At 48.2% G+C, this 19,242-nt stretch carries 18 protein-coding genes; 9 read left to right on the forward strand and 9 right to left on the reverse strand.

What is annotated here, in order from left to right; all coding sequences use genetic code 11:
* Nucleotides 1-78 precede the first annotated feature (78 nt).
* The 6 genes from K384_RS00245 (at nucleotide 79) to K384_RS00270 (ending at nucleotide 6,643) form a co-directional block, all read left to right on the forward strand.
* On the forward strand, nucleotides 79-2,160 hold the full coding sequence (locus K384_RS00245) for a tetratricopeptide repeat protein (protein ID WP_038028303.1): 2,082 nt from the start codon (nucleotides 79-81) through the stop codon (nucleotides 2,158-2,160).
* Nucleotides 2,161-2,440: 280 nt separating this feature from the next.
* Nucleotides 2,441-3,709 (forward strand): aminotransferase class I/II-fold pyridoxal phosphate-dependent enzyme, encoded by a 1,269-nt coding sequence (locus tag K384_RS00250; protein ID WP_038028913.1) that lies wholly within the window; start codon nucleotides 2,441-2,443, stop codon nucleotides 3,707-3,709.
* Nucleotides 3,710-3,841: 132 nt separating this feature from the next.
* The gene (locus K384_RS00255) at nucleotides 3,842-4,027 is read left to right on the forward strand and encodes a hypothetical protein (protein ID WP_038028304.1); all 186 of its coding nucleotides are present in this window, start codon (nucleotides 3,842-3,844) and stop codon (nucleotides 4,025-4,027) included.
* Between the two features lie 303 nt (nucleotides 4,028-4,330).
* Nucleotides 4,331-5,062, forward strand: coding sequence for a 1-(5-phosphoribosyl)-5-[(5-phosphoribosylamino)methylideneamino]imidazole-4-carboxamide isomerase (gene hisA, locus K384_RS00260; protein ID WP_038028305.1), 732 nt, complete (start codon nucleotides 4,331-4,333; stop codon nucleotides 5,060-5,062).
* Nucleotides 5,052-5,828 carry an imidazole glycerol phosphate synthase subunit HisF gene (gene hisF / locus K384_RS00265; RefSeq protein ID WP_038028306.1) on the forward strand — a complete coding sequence of 259 codons (777 nt, stop codon included), beginning with the start codon at nucleotides 5,052-5,054 and terminating at the stop codon, nucleotides 5,826-5,828. Before hisA ends, hisF begins: the two co-directional genes overlap by 11 nt.
* Nucleotides 5,825-6,643, forward strand: coding sequence for a universal stress protein (locus K384_RS00270; protein WP_038028307.1), 819 nt, complete (start codon nucleotides 5,825-5,827; stop codon nucleotides 6,641-6,643). Before hisF ends, K384_RS00270 begins: the two co-directional genes overlap by 4 nt.
* An 8-nt stretch (nucleotides 6,644-6,651) precedes the next feature.
* Here the strand turns inward: K384_RS00270 and K384_RS00275 are convergent, their stop codons facing one another.
* Nucleotides 6,652-7,560, reverse strand: a complete 909-nt coding sequence (locus K384_RS00275; protein ID WP_038028309.1) for a rhomboid family protein — start codon at nucleotides 7,558-7,560, stop codon at nucleotides 6,652-6,654.
* 47 nt (nucleotides 7,561-7,607) lie between these two features.
* Nucleotides 7,608-8,402: a rhomboid family intramembrane serine protease gene (locus K384_RS00280; protein WP_038028914.1), complete on the reverse strand. Its 795-nt coding sequence runs from the start codon at nucleotides 8,400-8,402 to the stop codon at nucleotides 7,608-7,610.
* Nucleotides 8,403-8,584: 182 nt separating this feature from the next.
* Here K384_RS00280 and amaB point away from each other — a divergent pair, with 182 nt between their 5' ends.
* Both amaB and K384_RS00290 read left to right on the forward strand, forming a co-directional pair.
* Nucleotides 8,585-10,150: an L-piperidine-6-carboxylate dehydrogenase gene (gene amaB, locus K384_RS00285; protein ID WP_051632963.1), complete on the forward strand. Its 1,566-nt coding sequence runs from the start codon at nucleotides 8,585-8,587 to the stop codon at nucleotides 10,148-10,150.
* A gap of 96 nt (nucleotides 10,151-10,246) precedes the next feature.
* Nucleotides 10,247-10,669 carry a response regulator gene (locus tag K384_RS00290; protein ID WP_038028311.1) on the forward strand — a complete coding sequence of 141 codons (423 nt, stop codon included), beginning with the start codon at nucleotides 10,247-10,249 and terminating at the stop codon, nucleotides 10,667-10,669.
* Between the two features lie 61 nt (nucleotides 10,670-10,730).
* Here K384_RS00290 and K384_RS00295 read toward each other — a convergent pair whose 3' ends face one another.
* Together K384_RS00295 and K384_RS00300 are read right to left on the reverse strand one after the other, a co-directional pair.
* Entirely contained in the window at nucleotides 10,731-11,897 is a 1,167-nt protein-coding gene (locus tag K384_RS00295; RefSeq protein WP_051632964.1) for a glycosyltransferase, read from the reverse strand.
* Between the two features lie 20 nt (nucleotides 11,898-11,917).
* Entirely contained in the window at nucleotides 11,918-12,319 is a 402-nt protein-coding gene (locus K384_RS00300; RefSeq protein WP_038028312.1) for a hypothetical protein, read from the reverse strand.
* Between the two features lie 140 nt (nucleotides 12,320-12,459).
* Between K384_RS00300 and K384_RS00305 the strand changes: the two genes are divergently transcribed.
* Nucleotides 12,460-15,837, forward strand: a complete 3,378-nt coding sequence (locus K384_RS00305; protein WP_038028314.1) for a lamin tail domain-containing protein — start codon at nucleotides 12,460-12,462, stop codon at nucleotides 15,835-15,837.
* Between the two features lie 234 nt (nucleotides 15,838-16,071).
* Here the strand turns inward: K384_RS00305 and K384_RS00310 are convergent, their stop codons facing one another.
* The 5 genes from K384_RS00310 to K384_RS00330 form a co-directional block, all read right to left on the reverse strand.
* Nucleotides 16,072-16,452, reverse strand: coding sequence for a hypothetical protein (locus K384_RS00310; RefSeq protein WP_038028316.1), 381 nt, complete (start codon nucleotides 16,450-16,452; stop codon nucleotides 16,072-16,074).
* Nucleotides 16,453-16,579: 127 nt separating this feature from the next.
* The gene (locus K384_RS00315) at nucleotides 16,580-17,248 is read right to left on the reverse strand and encodes a CBS domain-containing protein (protein WP_038028319.1); all 669 of its coding nucleotides are present in this window, start codon (nucleotides 17,246-17,248) and stop codon (nucleotides 16,580-16,582) included.
* A complete protein-coding gene (locus K384_RS00320; RefSeq protein WP_038028321.1) occupies nucleotides 17,245-18,018 on the reverse strand; it encodes an alpha/beta fold hydrolase in 774 nt (257 codons plus the stop codon). The genes K384_RS00315 and K384_RS00320 overlap by 4 nt, the downstream gene beginning before the upstream one ends.
* A gap of 94 nt (nucleotides 18,019-18,112) precedes the next feature.
* Nucleotides 18,113-18,694, reverse strand: coding sequence for an anthranilate synthase component II (locus tag K384_RS00325; protein ID WP_038028323.1), 582 nt, complete (start codon nucleotides 18,692-18,694; stop codon nucleotides 18,113-18,115).
* Nucleotides 18,678-19,241, reverse strand: a complete 564-nt coding sequence (locus K384_RS00330; RefSeq protein ID WP_038028325.1) for a CvpA family protein — start codon at nucleotides 19,239-19,241, stop codon at nucleotides 18,678-18,680. Before K384_RS00330 ends, K384_RS00325 begins: the two co-directional genes overlap by 17 nt.
* Nucleotide 19,242: the final 1 nt, after the last annotated feature.

A 19,242-nucleotide genomic window follows, 5' to 3' on the forward strand; every position in this document is an offset into this window, starting at 1 on the left:
TTCTTTTTTTTGTAAACTTACACAATACAAAACAAATGATGCCTAATACTTTTCATGAAACACCATAAGCCAACCACTATGCGCTTGACACTTGTTTTTTCTCTGTTGCTTTTTGGACTCTTATCTTCATTGCAGGCACAGCAGGCAGCAGAGTTGAATTACCGGGAAAAAGTAAAAAAAGCCCTTCAAGAAGGGGCAGACTCTACTACCCTTGCCCTGATAGAGCAGTGGAGGGCGCAGCTTTTCAACCAAGACGCTACTGCAAGCCTGGCAGAAACCTACCTTTACGAGGGCGAGTACCATTTGAACCACGAAGAGTATGGCGAGGCACTGGAAGCCTTCAGAAAAGCAGAGGAGCTTTGGAAAAAAGCACCGCCTGCCGACAACACCCCTTTAGGTGTGCTGTATTTGGACCTCGGGCGTGTGTACTTTCTGCGCTACGACTATGCCAAGGCGGCCGACCTGTATATAAAAGCACTGCGCATCTTTGAAGCCAATCGCCAAGACGCCTATGCCTGTGAAACACTCTCGCAATTGGGCGAAACCTATATCACCATGAAGAACTTGTCCAAGGGCATAGAATACCTTGAACAAGGGATAGAAGTGTGCAGCCGTTTGGAAGACATTTCCAACTTGGCTTCCATGGAAAACACCTTGGCAGTGGCTTATTCCGATAATGGACAGCACGAAGAAGCCATTGAACATTACCGCAAGGCTTATGAGCTTTGTGAACAAATGAACTATGCCCCCGGCATGTATTACACGCTGTCCAATATGGGCTATGAATACTACCTGCTCAAGCAATACCAAGAGGCTTTGGCACACTTCAACCGGGCGCTTGAAATAGTAGAGCAAAACGATCTGCATGGCATGGAAGCCAGTGCTTTGGTCAACATGAGCTATGTGTATTTCGATAAAGGCAACTATGCCGAAGCGCTTGAGCTACAGAAAAAAAGTTTGGCATTGGCACAAGAAACAGGCAGAAAGTTCATAGAACAAGAATGCTACGAAGCCATCAGCCGTACTTATGAAAAAATGGGGCAAGCGGCCCTTGCTCTTGAATATTACAAAAAAGCGGTGGCTTTGAAAGACGAGCTTCAGCTGGCAGAGCAGCAAGAAACAGCCAACCAAATTGCTGCCCGTTATGAACTGGAAAAAGCAGAGATGGAAAAACAGCGCGCACAGCAAGAGCTTGCCATCAAAGAGTTGCGCGTGCAGCGGCAACGCTATGCCGTATTGCTCTTTGCCGCTATGGCACTCTTGGCTTTGGTGATGGCATTCTTTATTTGGCGACAAGCAGAGCAGCGCCGCAAAGTAAATGAGGAGTTAACCAAACTGAACAGCATACTCAAAGAACAGAAGGAAGAAATAGAGGTGCAAAACGAACAGCTGGCAACCACACACAACAAAATCCTCGAGAGCATACGTTATGCCCAGCGTATTCAAGCAGCCCTTTTCCCTTCCCTGCATCAATTCAAAACTCTTTTCCCCGAATCTGCCATCTTTTGGCGTCCAAAAGACATCGTAAGTGGCGATTTTTACTGGTGTGCCCAAAAAGATGGACTCACTTACTTGGCTGTTAGCGACTGCACCGGCCATGGTGTGCCCGGTGGCTTCATGACCGTAATGGGCATCAATTTCTTAAACCAGATATTGCATGAAGATAATGTGATGGACCCTGCCGAAATCCTGACGCAGCTTGACCGTCGTATTACCACCACCTTGCAGCAGCATGACCCCGAGGTAAAAGACGGTATGGATATCGCCCTGCTGATGATAAACCCGGCGGAAGGGACCCTTACCGTCAGCTTGGCAAAACAACGGATGCATATACTTAGTGACGATGGCTATGAAGAATTGCCCGCTTCAAAATACTCAATCGGTGCCGGAGGGCTATACGGAGAAAAAGAGTTTACAAACCGGATAGTGCAACTGCGACCCGGGCAGATTTTTTACCTGCACACCGACGGCTACATAGACCAATTCGATAAAGGTAATCGTAAGAAATTTAAAATCAGGCAGTTTAGAGAGCTTATCCGGCAAATCTATACGCTTCCCTTTGAAGAGCAGGAGCGTATTTTGGCAGAGCGCTTCGATGAATGGCGGGGCGGACAAGCCCAAACCGATGATGTTTTGGTAGTGGCTTTTCGCTGTAGTTGATTGTTTATGAGTTGAATAGAAGCGGCTGATTACCAATAGGGCTGTTTTTTTATTTCGTGAAATTGCCTTAAATTTGGGCGCTACACATTTAAAAATCAGGAAGAAGTTATGACCGGAATCATCTTTTTTGCCGTTCTACTCACCGTTTCGATGCTCGTAGGGCTTTGGCTCGAAAAAGCTGAAAAACAGCGCTTGCAAGGCAATAATCAATAAGCAGGCGTCCCGGAGAAATTTTTCTCGCCTTCTTTTTATGTTTCACAATCAAAAAAACAGTTCAGCTGTGGATTTATTCAAAAAAATCGAAATCGATAAAGGTCCTTTGGGGCAACACTCCGACCGTGCCCATGGCTATTTTACTTTCCCCAAATTGGAAGGTGAAATTGCCCCGCGCATGCAATTCAATGGTAAGACCGTTCTTACCTGGAGCCTGAACAACTATTTGGGCTTGGCAAACCATCCCGAAGTGCGCAAAGCCGATGCCGAAGCCGCTGCCAAATGGGGCTTGGCTTATCCCATGGGCTCGCGTATGATGACCGGCAACACGGCGCTGCATGAGGAGTTGGAGCAGCGTTTGGCAAAATTTGTCGGTAAAGAAGATGCATTCCTACTAAACTATGGCTATCAGGGCATCATGTCTGCCATTGATGCCATCTTGGACCGTCGCGATGTGGTCGTATATGACTCGCTGTCGCATGCCTGCATCATCGATGGCGTGCGCTTGCATATGGGCAAACGTTTTGTTTTCCCGCACAACGACATAGAAGCGCTGGAGAAGCAGCTGCAGCGCGCTATGAAGATTGTAGAAAAGACCGGCGGCGGCATCCTGGTGATTACCGAAGGTGTCTTTGGCATGGAAGGCACCCAAGGAAAGCTGAAAGAGATTGTAGCACTGAAAGAGAAATATCCCTTCCGCCTGATGGTGGACGATGCCCACGGTTTTGGTGCCATGGGCGCTACCGGTGCCGGAACCGGTGAAGAGCAAGGTTGTCAGGATGGTATAGACCTGTATTTTGCCACTTTTGCCAAGTCGATGGCTGCCATTGGTGCCTTTGTGGCTGCCGATGCCCATGTGATTGAGTATTTGAAATACAATATGCGCTCGCAAATCTTTGCCAAGGCGCTACCCATGCCTTTGGTAGAAGGCGCCTTGAAACGCCTGGAGCTACTGCAAACCAAGCCCGAACTGCGTGAAAAGCTTTGGACCATCGTGCGTGCGCTTCAATCGGGCTTAAAAGAGCGTGGCTTCAATATTGGCAACACGCAGTCGCCGGTAACACCTGTTTTCTTGCAGGGCGGAAAAGATGAAGCTACCCGCATGGCGCTGGATTTGCGTGAAAACTATGGCATCTTCTGCTCTATAGTTGCTTATCCGGTGGTGCCTAAAGGCGTGATTATGTTCCGCCTGATACCTACGGCTACCCACACCCTCGAAGACGTAGAGGAAACCCTGCGTGCTTTTGAAGAGGTAGGCAAGAAACTGAAAGCGGGCGCTTACAAAGGTGCTCATGAAAATGACTTGCCCGAAGTGCCGGCACTTTATAATACTTAACAGGAAAAAGGCAGAAAAAACATAAACCAACTTTATCGAAAAACGTAATAAATTTCAGTTTTCATTAGGAAAAATGAAATTTATATGTAGATTTGGACGATTTTCGATTGTAAAACTTAAAAGAACAAGCGTATGAAAAAGTTTGAAGAACTCAAAAACATCGTTTTGGCTGCTGAAGAAGATGCCAAAAAATTCTATGAAAAAGACAACCAAGCTGCCGGCACCCGTTTGCGTAAAGCCATGCAGCAATTGAAAGAGTTGGCTCACGACATCCGTAAGGAAGTACAAGAAATTAAGAACTCTAAAAAAGGAGCTTAATTATCGAAAAAGAGCTACTCTGTATAGGAGGAAGGTTGTATTCCACAGCCTTCCTTTCTTTATTTTCCTGTTGAAAAGAACAAAAAAAGAGCCTTCCTTAAAAAGAAAGGCCCTTCCACACAGAAAGTTAAACTACTTCTTGCACGCTTTTGAATGCTTGTTATGTGTTGATACATTGAATGCTGAAAAGGTAACCGCCCAAAGAAAAAAAAATGGACCGTTGACTACAAGCTTTGCGCTTTTCGGCAACAAGCCATAGCTTGCGGTCGTTATCATTTCATCCATAATCAAAAGTTATCAGCTATGAAAATCATTCCTGCTATTGACCTTATCGGAGGCAAGTGTGTGCGCCTTCGTTTTGGCGACTACAATCAAAAAACCGAATATTACGAAGACCCTTTGGAGGCTGCCCGTCAGTTTGAGGCGGCAGGCATCACGCATTTGCATCTTGTAGATTTGGACGGTGCCAAGCAAGGGCAGCCCGTCAATATAGAGGTGCTGGAGCGCATTGCCGCGCATACCCACCTGCAAATAGACTTTGGCGGTGGCATCCGGAAAAAAGAAGACATAGAGCGAGTGCTTGCTGCCGGCGCCGTACAAGTAACGGTTGGTTCTTTGGCGGTGAAGCAGCCCGAAACAGTCGTAGAGTGGTTGCATGATTTCGGACCGGAAAAGTTGATTATCGGTGCCGATATAAAAGATGGAAAAATTGCCGTGAATGCGTGGCAAGACCTAAGCAAGCATACAGCCGAAGACTTTTTGCAGTTCTATGCCCGCCAGGGGGCTCGCTATGTAGTGTGCACGGACATTAGCCGCGACGGCAGTTTGCAAGGCACAAACGTTGAGTTTTACCGCCATTTGCAGCAGCAGTGCCCTGAATTGCACTTCATTGCCAGTGGTGGAGTGGCTTCCATCAGCGACTTGCTGCAGTTGCAGGCGGCCGGGCTGTATGGTGTCATTGTAGGCAAAGCCATTTATGAAGGATATATTCAACTCACAGACCTTGCTAAACTGATAAAAAACAATGCTTACTAAACGTATTATTCCCTGCTTGGACATTAAAGACGGGCGCACGGTGAAGGGCGTCAACTTTGTGGACTTACGCGACGCCGGCGACCCCGTGCAGTTAGCCAAGGCTTACGCCGAACAAGGTGCCGATGAGCTGGTTTTTCTTGATATAACCGCTACGGTAGAAAAGCGCAAAACATTGGTAGAGTTGGTGCGGCGTGTGGCTGCGCAAATCAATATTCCCTTTACCGTAGGCGGCGGCATTGGCAGCATAGAAGACGTGTCAGCCCTTTTGCATGCCGGTGCGGACAAAGTATCCATCAATTCGGCAGCCGTAAAAAATCCCCGGTTGATACGCGACTTGGCCAATGAGTTTGGCGCTCAATGTGTGGTGGTGGCCATCGATACCCGCTGTGTGGAAGGCAAAGACATAGTGCATACTCATGGGGGGCGAAAAGCAACCGGGCGCTTCACCCTTGATTGGGCAAAGCAGGTAGAAGACTTAGGCGCCGGCGAAATCCTGCTGACATCTATGGATGCCGACGGAACAAAAGCCGGTTTTGACCTGCGAGTGACCAAGCTCATTGCCGAAGCCGTAAAAATCCCTGTAATTGCTTCAGGTGGGGCAGGCACACAGGAGCACTTCCTGGAGGTATTCCGGGAAGGCAAAGCAGATGCCGCTTTGGCAGCCAGTGTCTTTCACTTTGGGGAAATTAAGATTCCGGCACTTAAACACTACCTGCATCAGGCAGGAATACCCATGCGTATCAATACAAACTCTTTCAAGCCATGAATATAGAACGTATTCTTTTTGCCACTGACTTCTCAGCCCACTCGGTGCAAGCTTTGCGCTTTGCACTGAAGCTTTTCGAACACTCGCTGCAAGAAATTGCCATCTTGCATGTGTTTGAGCCGCCCTACGACTTTTCGTTGCGCTTGGCAGAACGCTTTCAGGCAGAAGAAGAGAAAGGGCACAAAGCCATTGAGCAACTGTGCCGCGAGGTAGGTGTGCCCGCTTCTCTCAAAGTGCGGGCTTTGGTAGTACCCGGTAAAGTAGTAGATACAATTCTGGAAGTAGCCGGAGCAGTGCAGGCACAATGCATTGTAAGTGGCACGCAGGGTAACCGTAGCATTGAAAACCGGGTGTTGGGCAGCACCGCAGCCGAATTGATGGAACTGGCAGAGTGCCCCTTTTTGGCTATTCCCGAAGGGGCGGTTGTCGAGCGCCCGGAGCATATTTTCTATGCCACGGCCTATAGACCCAAAGATGTGGACATAGTGTGCGACTTAGCCCAAATAGCGCAAGTGCATCAAGCACAGCTGCATGTTCTTCACGTAGATGAAGAAGACAGTTTTGAAAAACGCTTGCTTTTCCGTGGCTTTCAAAGTGTGATTAAAGAACAATTACCCGGTGTGCCGCTCATTTTTGAGCACATTTGCCGCGAGGAGGTGGCACCTGCCTTGCTCGACTACATGAAGCCGTACACCCATGCCTTGCTGGCACTCTCTTATTACCGGCGCTCTTTCTGGAAAACGCTTTTCTATCACAGCAAAATAGAGGACCTCATTTATATGGCACGGCTGCCCTTGTGGGTGTTGAAAGCCTGATTTAGTTTTTACAAGTTGCGGCTGGCATCCCACAGCTTTTGTTTTTCTTCAGGAGTGAGGCTGTCGTAGCCTTGCTCACTGATTTTGTCTAAGATACGATCAATTTCATCTTGCAAGCTGCTGCTTGTGCCTTGGGCTTCGTTACCGGCACGGCGGGCAGTGTTGTGTGCACGCACCTTTTCCAAAGGCGGACGATGCACTTTCAAGCGAGGCTTGCGGCTGAACAAGCGGCTTATCTTATCCAAAAGGAAGCTTATCCATGCGCCCGCGTCGGTGCCTTTTTGCAGTCCTTTGATGTACAGATAGCCCATGAGGCTACCTCCCAAGTGGGCAAAATTGCCGCCTGTATTGGCGCTGCCGATTTCTGTAAACGACAGCAAAACAAAGAAAACGGCAATCCAGCGTATCTGCACAGGACCAAACAACAGAAGATGCACTGTGTAAGTAGGGCGCAAGGTAGCAGCTCCTACCACAATGGCATATACACTTGCCGACGCGCCCAGCAACACGGTTACCGGGCGTATTGCTTGAAGTGGCGGCAATACATTGTAAAGCAAGAAATACAAAACACCACCAGCCAAACCGCCCAATATATACAAAGCTACCAAGCGACGATTGCCCAGAAACTCTTGTAAAATACGCCCAAACCAGTACAAAAACAGCATGTTGAACAAAATATGCCAGAAGCCTTCATGCGTAAAGAAGTAGGTTATCAAGGTGTAGGGGCGCCGCAGTAGCAGGCTGCCCTCGGCCGGCATGGCAAGATGAAACACCAACCACTGATAGATATGCGTGCTCTGTGCAGCCCACAGAAACACATAGGCTATTTTCAACAGCAGAAATACCCCTACATTGATAAGTATCAATCTTATCAGGGCGTCGGAGGTGTTGAACGAAGTGCCTGTATTGCGAAACATAGCCGGTAGTTATTTAATGTAAGAACAAAAAGCAAGCAAAAAAGTGCCTAATGATACTGTGGCACACGCCAGTACTTAATAAGTAGGTAAGCAAAAATCATCCCACTTAAGTGTGCAAAATGAGCTATATTGTCATTAGGGTTGCTTTGAATGAGTGAGTACAACTCAAAACCTGCATACAGCAGTGCCAAATACTTGGCTTTGATAGGGATGGGTGGGATGAGCAACATCATTCGCAAGTTGGGAAACAGCAGCGCAAAAGCCATAATGATGCCGAAAATAGCTCCCGAAGCCCCAACCGTCGGCACTTCGCTCTGCTGCTGTGCAATACTGCGTGCATACTGCTTGGCCGTGGCTATATAGCTGCTGTTCTCAGGGTTGCGTTCATAGGCATGCATGAACTCAACAAAGGCCGGGTTGAGTTCTTCTTCCTTGCCTACGTGCTCTTCTATGTAAGCCCGGAATTGGGCAGGTGTCGGTTCGCTCAAAAAAGCAATTTTATCGTTTTGCAAGTCTTTGTATTCCCAATAACGCACCCCGTTTTGCGCTACGCCGGCGCCTATGCCGCAGACCAGGTAAAGAATCAGGTAGCGCTTGTCGCCCAATACCTGCTCGAGCAAAGCCCCGAACACATACAAGCCGAACATATTGCCGAACAAATGCCAAAAGTTGGCATGCAAGAACATATAGCTGAACAACTGATGAGGACGGAACAAAGAAGACTGAAAAGGATATAACTCCAGCAGCTGCGCATTGCCCAAAGGCGTGTAGTGATACACGAAGTACATCAGTAAGTTGCTTGCCAGCAGTGCCAGCGTAATGGGCGGAACTCGGTTTAGCATAACTATCAATAAGGTTGGTTGGATACTCAAGCCAAAAATAACATTTTTATGCTGAACCTTCCGGCTGTGAAAGCGGACATTTACATGCGATTTCGTTGCACTTTTAAAGGGCAGAATTGTAAGTTTTTTGTACTTTTGCTATCATTCATTTGTTTAAAAATTGATTTAAAAACGACAGAACCATGAATACGGTAGCAACTCTTTCCCGGGAGATGGAGAGCATATTGAAGCAGTTGGGCATCCGGCAACAAAACCCCGCCTACAGTACCGGGCAGCAATGGGGAAGCATCCAGGAAGGAAAGAAAGAAATAAAAGTACATACGCCTATCAATGGAGAGTATATTGCCAGTGTGCAGGTAGCTACGCGCGAAGATTATGAAGCCGTGATTCGTAAGGCGCAGGAAGCCTTCAAAGTGTGGCGCAAGGTGCCGGCGCCGAAGCGTGGCGAGATTGTCCGTCAAATAGGCGACCGCCTGCGTTTTTACAAGGACGCACTGGGCAAGCTCGTAACTTTCGAAATGGGAAAAATCTACCAGGAAGGTTTGGGCGAAGTGCAGGAAATGATTGATATCTGCGACTTTGCCACCGGCTTGTCGCGTCAGCTGTATGGCTTCACCATGCACTCAGAACGCCCCGAACACCGCATGTATGAGCAATATCATCCGTTGGGCTTGGTGGGCATCATTTCGGCATTCAACTTTCCGGTGGCCGTATGGTCTTGGAATGCCATGATTGCCGCCGTTTGTGGCGATGTTTGCATTTGGAAGCCTTCCGAAAAGACTCCCTTAACCGCCATTGCCTGCCAGCATATTGTGGCAGAAGTGCTGAAAGAAAACGACTTGCCGGAAGGTATTTTCAGCCTTGTGATTGGCGATGCCGAAGTGGGCAAATGGATGGCAGAAGATACGCGCATTCCCCTGATTTCGGCAACCGGCTCTACCCGCATGGGCAAGCAGGTGGCACAAGTAGTAGCCGCCCGCTTGGGCAAATCCTTGCTTGAATTAGGCGGCAACAACGCCATCATCATCACCCCCAATGCCAACATAGAGATGGCGGTGCGCGCTACGGTCTTTGGCGCAGTAGGCACCTGCGGGCAGCGCTGCACAACCACCCGCCGTTTGATTGTGCATGAGTCGGTATATGATGAAGTAAAAAAACGCCTGATTGAAATTTATGAGCGCTTGCCTATAGGCAACCCCTTGGATCCTTCCGTTTTGGTGGGTCCCCTAATCGACCAACAGGCGGTGGATGCCTTCGTAAAAGCGCTTGAAAACGTGCAAAAAGAAGGCGGAAAGCTGATTTATGGCGGTGAAGTACTCAAAGGCGATGCCTACGGCAACGGGCACTATGTGAAGCCTGCCATTGTAGAGGCAGAGAACCATTTCGCCACGGTACAAGAAGAAACCTTTGCCCCCATTCTGTATCTGATTCGCTACCAAGGCGATGTAGAAGAAGCCATTGAAATACAAAACGATGTAAAACAGGGGCTTTCGTCTGCCATCTTCACTCAGAACCTGCGCGAGGCAGAGCTGTTCCTGTCGGCGGCCGGCTCTGACTGCGGCATTGCCAACGTCAATATTGGCACTTCCGGTGCTGAAATTGGTGGTGCTTTTGGTGGGGAAAAAGAAACCGGTGGCGGCCGCGAATCCGGATCCGACGCCTGGAAGTTCTACATGCGTCGTCAGACCAACACCATCAACTACGGAACGGCACTGCCATTGGCACAAGGCATTAAATTTGACGTATAACAATGAAAAATGCACATAAAAATAACGTAAAGTTTTTTTAGTGATTCATATTTTTTAAATTGTCCCTTGAACGTTCAATACAGAAAGCAATAAACTATGGCAGAAGTTGTAGAAAAGAAATATAAAACCGTCATGCTTATCGATGATAATGAGATAGATAATCTCATTAATCAAAAAATCATAGAATCGGCCGGCATCTGCGAGCGTATTTTTACGCATACCGGTGGAAAAAGTGCCATTGAGTTTTTGCGTAATATGGAAAAGATTGCCGATGTGGCCGGCGACGCAGTTCTGCCTGAGCTTATCTTCTTGGACATAGACATGCCCTTGATGGATGGCTTTCAGTTTTTGGATGAGTTCGAGGGACTTTCCGAAAAAACCAAAGAGCACTGCAAAATCGTAATGCTTACTTCTTCCATCAACCCACAAGACGTAAGCCGCTCGAAGCGTTACAAATCGGTAAAAAAATACTTGAACAAGCCTTTAACGCCAGAAAGCTTGAAAAAGCTGGACGTGTAACAGGCAACTCAAAAAGCAGTTCAATAGAGCAGGGCTATCCGCAACAGGTAGCCCTGCTTTTTTATGCGCCTTGTGCTGCATTTTTGCGAAACAAGACTTCTTCAAATATTCCGGCATAACGCCCGGCTTCATGGCGGGCAGTGAAGGCTGCTTGCAGGCCTTTAAAAGCGGCTTTGCCCATGGCTTCACGCTCATTGGCAGGTAGTTCCAACGCCGTTTGCAAGACTTCCAACAAACTGTGTCTGTTGGCGGCTTCAAAAAGGAAGCCGTTGCGCCCGTGCTCGATGAAATCGGCTATGCCGGCTACTTGGCTACCTATGGCAGGGCGTTGTAAAGCGGCTGCTTCGAGCAGTACATTGGGCATGCCGTCGTAAAAAGAAGGAATAGCCATCCAGTCGCATGCCAAATAATAGGGAATCAACTGCATGCGTTCTACAAAAGGGATGTGTGTATAATGCAGTTGTCCGGCACCGGTGAGCCGCCGGCGCATTTCTTCTTCCAAATCACCTATTAACAACAGGTGCACTTCATCGGAGTATGCACTTTGCTGTAAGCTATCCACAAAAAAGTCCAACCCTTTTTTTTCTTTCAATTGCCCAAACAATCCAACGACCGTGCGCCCTTCGCTATGCATTTTTCGCCAGTCGGCAGCCAGTCGGTAGTCATGTTCATAGGCTTTCCACTCTGCTGTGTCAATGCCGTTGGGAGTATAATACACTGCGGGCTTGTGCGGAAGCAGGGCACGTATCTTTTGCACTTTGTCGCTGCTTACACAGCAGACAGCGGCGGCCTGCTCTATGGCTGTCAGTAGAAGGTCGCGGCGCTTGGGTTGAAACAAGCCCGCATCGAAGTCGTTCCCCCTGAGAAGCAGTACATAAGGAAGTCCCAAAAGTGCGGCAAAGGTGGGCACGGCAAAAACAGGTGCATAGCCCCCAAAGGCAACAAGCGCCTCATAGGGCTGCTTTTGGTGTTGTTTAGACAGCCATAAGTACACACAATTGAGCGTGTGGGCAATATCGCGATGCGCATGAAACACATAGCAGTTACCGCCGGCTTCTTCCATCACATGGGCCGGCCGGTAGGGTGGTTTGCTTTGTGTAGCCCTGCAAAGGTGCAACACGTCTATATGAAAAAAATCGCGCAGGTGGTAAACAATGCGGTCACAGGCATTGGCCATTCCCCCGATGGTCGGCGGATAATGTTCGGTAATCCAAAGCAGTCTTTTCATGTCTTTACAGAAGCCCTTGATTAACTGTCAAAAAAGCCCCCTGTGGTGTCATCGGTGTCGTAGTCTTCTTGCCCGGCGCTGCTGTCGTAGTCATGGTAGTGTCCCGAATGATAATACACAATCGGTCCATAATGACTATCATAGTAGCGTCTGTAGTACACCTCTTTTTCTACGGGCGAGTCACCCGGCTGTTGTTGCTCTTGTGGGGCTTTGGCGGCGCACTCAAGGCAAAAAATGGCGTTACCGTCGATGGTTTGATTATTGGGCTTGTTCAAATCTATTTTTTGCTCAAGTACCAGTTCGGCATATTGCGAGGTGTGTTCTTTGCAAATAAAGCGTTGGCAAGAGTAGCAGATGGCTACTGCAGGCTTACTGCATGCGCGACGAATGAGAATGCCGCGTTCTACCTGACATTTTTTCATGAAGCAGAGGGTTACAACTGTTCTTTTGAAAGTAATTTAAAAAAGATTTTCTATTGCCTCAAAAAAACAGCAGGCACGAACGACAAAATTTTCTGTCTGTTGAAAAGTGCGTAAATTTAAATGTTGATAACTTCAATTGTATGAATACGCTTCGTAAATATTGGCTTTTGTTTTTTTTAAGTGCCTGCATTGGTTTGTCTGCGCAGGCTCAGTTTCAAGATGATTTCTCGGATGGTGACTTTACGGCCAATCCTGCTTGGTCGGGCGATGTGTCTTTATTTGTTGTGGACAATGGACAGCTGCGCAGCAACGGAACTGCCAGCAGTGATATTCTACATCTAAGCACACCCTCTGCTATCATGGATAAGGCGGTGTGGTCTTTCTTGGTGGATTTGAAATTTGCCCCTTCCTCGGCAAACTTTGTGCGTATTTACCTGGCAAGCGACCAAGCCAATTTGGAAAGCGCCTTGAATGGTTACTTCATTCAAATAGGGCAAGTAGGGGGGACCAATTATATTAAATTTTACAGAAAAACAGGCACCGATAGCACAGAGGTTTTAAGTGGGACGACGGCTTTTTCTGGGAATATCAAAGTGCGCATCAAAGTTGTTCGGGACGCAACGGGAAAATGGACGGTTTTCGCTGACCCTACCGGCGGCTTCAATTATCAGAAAGAAGGCGAAGTAGTGGACAACACACACACCACCACCACTTTTTTTGGGGTGTATTGTAAATATGGCACCGCAAGTCGCGCCACTTTGTATTACTTCGATGACTTTCAAGTGTATATAGACAATCAGCCGCCGCAGGTGGTGCAAACCACAGCCGTGGGTGCCAATACTTTGGAAGTACTCTTTGACGAACCATTGGAACAGACTTCGGCAGAAGAGGTAACCAACTACAGTGTGAACAATGGTATTGGCACCCCCGCAACGGCTACGCTCGATGCCACCACCCTCAACAAGGTAACCCTTACTTTTGCCAACAGCTTCCAAGATGGGCAGCAATATCAACTCACCGTATCGAATGTAAAAGATATTCTCAGCAATGCAGTAAGCACGTCGCCGGCACCGCCTTTCGAGTATGTGGAACTAAGTGCGGCTGCTCCCGGCGATATTGTTATCAACGAAATCATGGCGGACCCTACACCGGTGGTAGGCTTACCAAATGCCGAATACGTGGAGCTCTACAACCGGAGCAATAAAAATATTGATTTGCAGAACTTTACACTGAATGGCAAGGTAATTACTACTTCATCTTATATCTTGAAGAAGGGCCAATATGTGCTGCTGACGGCTGCTGCCGATGCGGCTGCTTTCGGGGTGTCGAATGTAATTGGCATGACCTCTTTCGATGCGCTTACCAATGGGGGTGAAACCGTGAGTCTGCAAGATGCCGGCAGTGTACTCATTGACGCCGTCAGTTATACGGATGAGTGGTATCAAGACCCTGCCAAATCTGATGGCGGATGGTCTTTGGAACAGGTCAACCCTCATCTGCCTTGTGGAGCAGGTCCTCATAATTGGCGGGCTTCGGTGGCAGCCATAGGCGGCACGCCCGGTGCGCAGAATTCTGTTTATGACCCTTCGCCCGATACCATGCCGCCCGCACTGACTGCCCTGCAGCCTTCAGGAAGTGTGGCATTGTTGCTTTCTTTTTCGGAGCCTATGGAAACCACTTCTTTGGCTAATGCAGCAAACTATACATTGAGTAATGGGATCGGCATCAGTAGTGTTCAACTAAACAGCGATGCCGAAGTATTACTTAACCTGGATGCTCCTTTGGTGGCAGGGCAACTCTATACCCTGACCATTCAAAACATAGCCGATTGCAGTGGCAATGCTCTTTCTCCTGCAAGCTATACAGTTGGTTTGGGAAAAGAGCCCAATGTTTTCGATTTGTTGATTACTGAAATCATGGCAGACCCTACGCCCGTAGTGGGCTTGCCTGAGTATGAATATTTGGAAGTGTATAACCCTACCTCCGCTGTCATCAGTCTAAGCGGCTGTGTGTTGAAAGATGCCACTTCGGCAACGAACTTGCCCCCCGTCAATATTTATCCGGACGAATATGTGATTTTGTGTTCTTCGTCAGCAGCTGCTGAGCTGTCGGCTTACGGACGTGCCGTTGCAGTTACTTCTTTCCCTTCGTTGAACAACGGCGGTGAGTCGCTTCAAATCCAAAACGCCTCGGGAGAAGTCGTCTTTGCTGTTGAGTATAGCGACAGCTGGTATCAAGATCCGGACAAAAAAGAAGGGGGATGGTCGCTGGAGATGATAGATGTGCAAAACCCTTGTGGTGAGTCCAACAATTGGCTCGCCTCAGAAGATGAAAGAGGCGGCACGCCTGCTGCTCCTAATTCAGTAAGTGAGAGCCGCCCGGACAATACCCCGCCTTCTATCACACAGGTTTATGCTCTCTATGCAGATACGCTGGAAGTGTTATTTTCCGAACCTATGGATGAGGCATCGCTGTTGAATGCTTCCGTTATATTGGAGCCTCCGGTGGCGGTGGCTTCTCTTCAGCCTTTGCCCCCGTTGAATAAACGCATGAAAATAGTTTTAGGCGGGCTTTTAGAAGCCGGACAAGCTTACACTGTTCGCATAAGTGGCGCTACGGACTGTGCCGGCAATTTAATTAGCAACGAGCCTTATGGTTTCGGTTTGGTGGAAGCGGCCGACTCCGGTGATGTCATTCTAAATGAAGTGCTTTTCAACCCACGCACCGGCGGCAGTGATTTTGTTGAGCTCTATAACCGCTCTGCCAAGTACATCAACCTGCAGGGATGGCAAATAGCCCGTTTATATAACGGCGCGATAGACAGAGCCACCCCCATTGCTACAAGCCCGTTGGTACTGCCGCCCGGTGAGTATATAGCCATAACGGATAATGCGGAAAACATACGACAAAACTACCCTTCTTCTGTGGGTAAACGCTTTGCAGAAGTAAGCTCCATGCCGGGCTATAACGACGATGAAGGCACCGTATTACTTTTAAATCCTGCCGGGAAGTTATGGGAACAATTCGATTATTCGGAGGATTACCATTTTGCGCTTTTGGACGACAAAGAAGGGGTTTCGTTGGAGCGCATTCGCGTGGATGCGCCCACCAACGAGCCTTCCAACTGGTTCTCGGCTGCTTCTACGGCGGGCTATGCTACGCCGGCGCAACCGAACTCGCAGCGTCTTGAGGCAGAGGGCATCACCGGCGGCATTCGTTTGAGCAGTCCCATGCTTACCCCCGATGAAGACGGTATCCAAGATTTTTTGGAAATTCGCTATGCTTTTGCTCAAAATGGCTATGTGGCAAATGTGATGATTTATGACGCGCAAGGGCGTTTGGTACGCCGTTTGGTGTCGAACCAGCTGTTGAGTACCGAAGGCAGTTTCCTGTGGCAAGGCGAAAACGACGAGCGTCAGGCCGTAAGAAGCGGTTATTACATTATTGTGTTCGAAGTGTTTGACCTGTCCGGTCAACAAAAACGATATAAAGAGACGGTGGTTGTCAATCGTCGTTAGCAGAGAGGCGAAAAAGTAGCATCTTTTGCTTTGATTAGATTGGATTACGTGAAGCGCAAGCGAGGCATGTTGTTGTAGATGAAGCAGGAGGGGCTTGTATGCCGGGAATAAAACAAAAAGACTGCTTTTGGGGCAAGTCTATAGAAGGCATGCTCAAAAGTAGGTTATTTCTGTTAAAAAGGCGGTAAGCAAAGCAGTGGCCCAAAGGCACAACGGGTGATTTAGCCCCTTGCACTACATAAGCAGTTTCCAAAGGGTCAGTATCAGCCAAAAGAACAAAGAGGTAAGCACGGTGAAAGCACGTGCCGAAATAGTGGGTGGATACACAGGCACCGGCTTTTCCGGTTTGGTTTGTTGCGAAGGCGATGTTTTGTCTTTGTTGGCAGGTATGGAGTTCGACGGCGTAAACTGCTGTCCTGCGCTTTTAGGTGTTTTTTGGTAGTTGCTCCCGCTTTTGGGACTTATCTGCACCCGCGTGCTGTCTTGTGGAAAACTCAGCTCGTCTTGCATTAGAACTTCATTGCCTGTCAGTATCAACGACTGCCCCTCAGTGACAACAGGAAACAGCCAAAAAAGGCATGCTAAAAGCCATATGTAGTGTTTGTATTGACGCATGTATGTGTAATGACAAACTCACTGCGATTGTATCAAAGTTAAGTATTTCCTTTTGAAAATGAAATACTTAACAAATAAAAGTCACTTATTACATTGCTTGGTGTTGCTGAATGCCCAAAAGTTAGCGCTAAATATCCAAATATCGCAAAAGAAGTTCAAGACGGGAACGGTCTATTTGCGCCAGCTCGGCAGAGTGGAACGTAGCTACCACATGATAATTGAAGCGCTCGAGCGTAGCTACTATGCGACTCACGTCGGGCTTGTCTATTTTGATGGTTACCAGCAGCTGCTGCGGGTCTTTTTCATCTACGCCCACATTGACACTGATAATCTTGGCGTTGTTTTCTTCTACCAGGCGACTGATATGAGACAGGGAGTAGTCGCGTGCCGGCATGGAAAGCAAGATGATGGCGCCTTTTTCCTGCATGGCATAGGAGCTTATAAACTGTTTAATGGCATCCTGAACACGCACCAGCCCTACCAGTTTTTGCTCTTCATCCACTACTGCTATCCATTGCAGGTCATAGTTGTTGGCTTGGCGCAGTACGTTGTAAAAATGTTGAGAGCTATACACGGAAGTATCTTGTGGCGGCAAGAGGGGCAAGTCTTCAATAGTTGCGCTTGCGCCGGCCTCTTCAACGGCTTTGCGGGTAAGCATGCCTACATACTGCCCTTCGGCATCTACTACAGGCAATTGCTCCATTTTCAGCTCATCCATTAATTGGCGAGCTGCTTGGGGGCTGTCCTGCAGTTTCACATGCGGTGTGGCAATATGTAAAAGGCTTTCGACTATCATGTAACCGCTGTTTCTTTACTCTTTTGCAAAAACTGTTCTAAAATACGATTAAACTTCTCGGGGCGCTCCATCATAGGTGCATGACAACACTTGTCAATGAACCTGAGCTCTGCATTTGGTAAAAGACGTGCAAAATCATGCGCCACATGGGGTGGTGTGATGGTATCGTTTAGTCCCCAAATCAAGAGGGTCGGCACTTTTATCTTGGGCAGGTCTTTAGCCATGTTGTGGCGCTGCGCCGATTTGGCAATGGCTACAATGTTCATGCATTTGGGGATGCTTCGGGTCACGTTAAATACTTCTTCCACCAGTTCGGGGGTGGCAGTAGCCGGGTCATAGAAAGTGTATTCCACACGCTCTTTGATGTAGTCATAAGAGCCTCGCTTGGGATAAGAGCCGCCCATGGTGTTTTCAAAGAGCCCGGAACTGCCCGTTAAGACCAGCCGCTTTACTCTTTCCGGATGGTGCAACGTATAGTTAAGCGCGATGTGTCCTCCCAGCGAATTCCCCAGCAGGGTCAACTCATGCAAATCGAAGTCTTCAATAAATTGGGCTATGAATTTGGTCAGCGAGTCAATGCCGGCTTTGCGTGGCGACAGCTCATAGATGGGCATCATGGGGATGACCACGCGATAGCGGTCAGAGAAAGCGTTGACCACGTCTTTCCAGTTGCTGAGTGCCCCAAACAGACCGTGCAGCAACAACATGACTTCGCCCTGTCCCTCATCTATGTATGTGTATTTGCCTTGTTTCTTTGCTTGAAGTTCCATGACTGTTTGTTTCTTTTTAGTATATGCACTCCGGCTTAAAAATAGTAACTATCCTATAATATAAACACGAATTGGCAATAAATTTCTACTTGAGTTAGTAAGCTTTTGTGATGCCTGTATGTTTTAACCAATTATTCAATAGTTTTAATCCACCTTGACTGAGGGCTGCTTCGGGGTGAAATTGCACACCAAAGACGGGCAGTTTTTGGTGTTGAAATGCCATTAACTCCTGGTGGGTATCCAGTGTGTAAGCTGTGGGCAGTAGCTCGGCCGGCAGGCTTTGAACCACCCACGAATGATAGCGTACAACCGCAAGAGGGTTGGGCAGTGCCTCAAACAGACCACAGCCCCGGTGTGTGATTTGGCTCACTTTGCCGTGCATGGGGCGGTGGGCGTGTGTGAGTGTGGCACCAAAAAACTCGCCCAGGGCTTGGTGTCCCAGGCAGATGCCCAAAAGAGGGAACCGCCGGTAAAACCGCTCGATGGCATGCATCAAATAGCCGGCTTGGCGGGGGGTACCCGGTCCCGGTGATAACACAATGCCTTGAAAAGGCAGCGATGCGTAGGTGTCCGGAGGTTGGTCATTACGCACTACATGGCAGCGCACGCCCAAGCGGGCAAAGTAATCGACCAGGTTGTATGTAAAAGAGTCGTAATTGTCAATTAGCAGTATCACTCTGACTGTTTTCCTTTTTTTCTTTCGCCTCTTGAACAATCTCTTTCGATGCCTCAATGATGCCCTTGCCCTTACTTATCCATTCAGAGCTGTGTTCTACCACATAAGGCGCAAGCGGCGACACCACCGGATAAAAAAGGCTTTCTTCGAGTGTGTTGTCTTGAAATGTTTTGAATGTACCAAAGAGCCAGAGAAAAGCGCTTACAAAAAGAGCATATTTCAAGCCGCCCAGCGCGGCGCCCAACAAGCTGTCGAAACTGCCCAGTAGTGTGTTGTCTATGGTGCTTTTTAAACGCTTGCCTATCCACATGATGGCATAGAGCATCAAGCCGAAAGTAATGAAGAAGGCGATATAAGGCATGGTGCTGTCTGACACATTCACAAAGTTGGCAAGCACCTGCAAGGTCACATGAAAGAATTTAAAAGAAAGCAGCAGGGCAACAAAGAATGCCAAGAAGGTAATGAGTGACAACAAAAACCCTTTTTGATACCCTTTGTGCGCCCCCCAGAGAATGGGGAGCGCAATAAATAAATCAAGTAAATTCATA

The sequence above is a fragment of the Thermonema rossianum DSM 10300 genome (assembly GCF_000426825.1).
GTDB lineage: Bacteria > Bacteroidota > Bacteroidia > Cytophagales > Thermonemataceae > Thermonema > Thermonema rossianum.

Excerpts from the sequence above, each read along its gene's own strand:
- hisF (WP_038028306.1), top strand. The coding sequence starts at position 5,052 with ATGCTTACTAAACGTATTATTCCCTGCTTGGACATTAAAGACGGGCGC.
- hisA (WP_038028305.1), top strand. The coding sequence starts at position 4,331 with ATGAAAATCATTCCTGCTATTGACCTTATCGGAGGCAAGTGTGTGCGC.
- K384_RS00270 (WP_038028307.1), top strand. The coding sequence starts at position 5,825 with ATGAATATAGAACGTATTCTTTTTGCCACTGACTTCTCAGCCCACTCG.
- K384_RS00295 (WP_051632964.1), bottom strand. The coding sequence starts at position 11,897 with ATGAAAAGACTGCTTTGGATTACCGAACATTATCCGCCGACCATCGGG.
- K384_RS00320 (WP_038028321.1), bottom strand. The coding sequence starts at position 18,018 with ATGGAACTTCAAGCAAAGAAACAAGGCAAATACACATACATAGATGAG.
- K384_RS00310 (WP_038028316.1), bottom strand. The coding sequence starts at position 16,452 with ATGCGTCAATACAAACACTACATATGGCTTTTAGCATGCCTTTTTTGG.
- K384_RS00255 (WP_038028304.1), top strand. The coding sequence starts at position 3,842 with ATGAAAAAGTTTGAAGAACTCAAAAACATCGTTTTGGCTGCTGAAGAA.
- amaB (WP_051632963.1), top strand. The coding sequence starts at position 8,585 with ATGAATACGGTAGCAACTCTTTCCCGGGAGATGGAGAGCATATTGAAG.
- K384_RS00315 (WP_038028319.1), bottom strand. The coding sequence starts at position 17,248 with ATGATAGTCGAAAGCCTTTTACATATTGCCACACCGCATGTGAAACTG.
- K384_RS00290 (WP_038028311.1), top strand. The coding sequence starts at position 10,247 with ATGGCAGAAGTTGTAGAAAAGAAATATAAAACCGTCATGCTTATCGAT.
- K384_RS00305 (WP_038028314.1), top strand. The coding sequence starts at position 12,460 with ATGAATACGCTTCGTAAATATTGGCTTTTGTTTTTTTTAAGTGCCTGC.
- K384_RS00330 (WP_038028325.1), bottom strand. The coding sequence starts at position 19,241 with ATGAATTTACTTGATTTATTTATTGCGCTCCCCATTCTCTGGGGGGCG.
- K384_RS00275 (WP_038028309.1), bottom strand. The coding sequence starts at position 7,560 with ATGTTTCGCAATACAGGCACTTCGTTCAACACCTCCGACGCCCTGATA.
- K384_RS00245 (WP_038028303.1), top strand. The coding sequence starts at position 79 with ATGCGCTTGACACTTGTTTTTTCTCTGTTGCTTTTTGGACTCTTATCT.
- K384_RS00280 (WP_038028914.1), bottom strand. The coding sequence starts at position 8,402 with ATGCTAAACCGAGTTCCGCCCATTACGCTGGCACTGCTGGCAAGCAAC.
- K384_RS00300 (WP_038028312.1), bottom strand. The coding sequence starts at position 12,319 with ATGAAAAAATGTCAGGTAGAACGCGGCATTCTCATTCGTCGCGCATGC.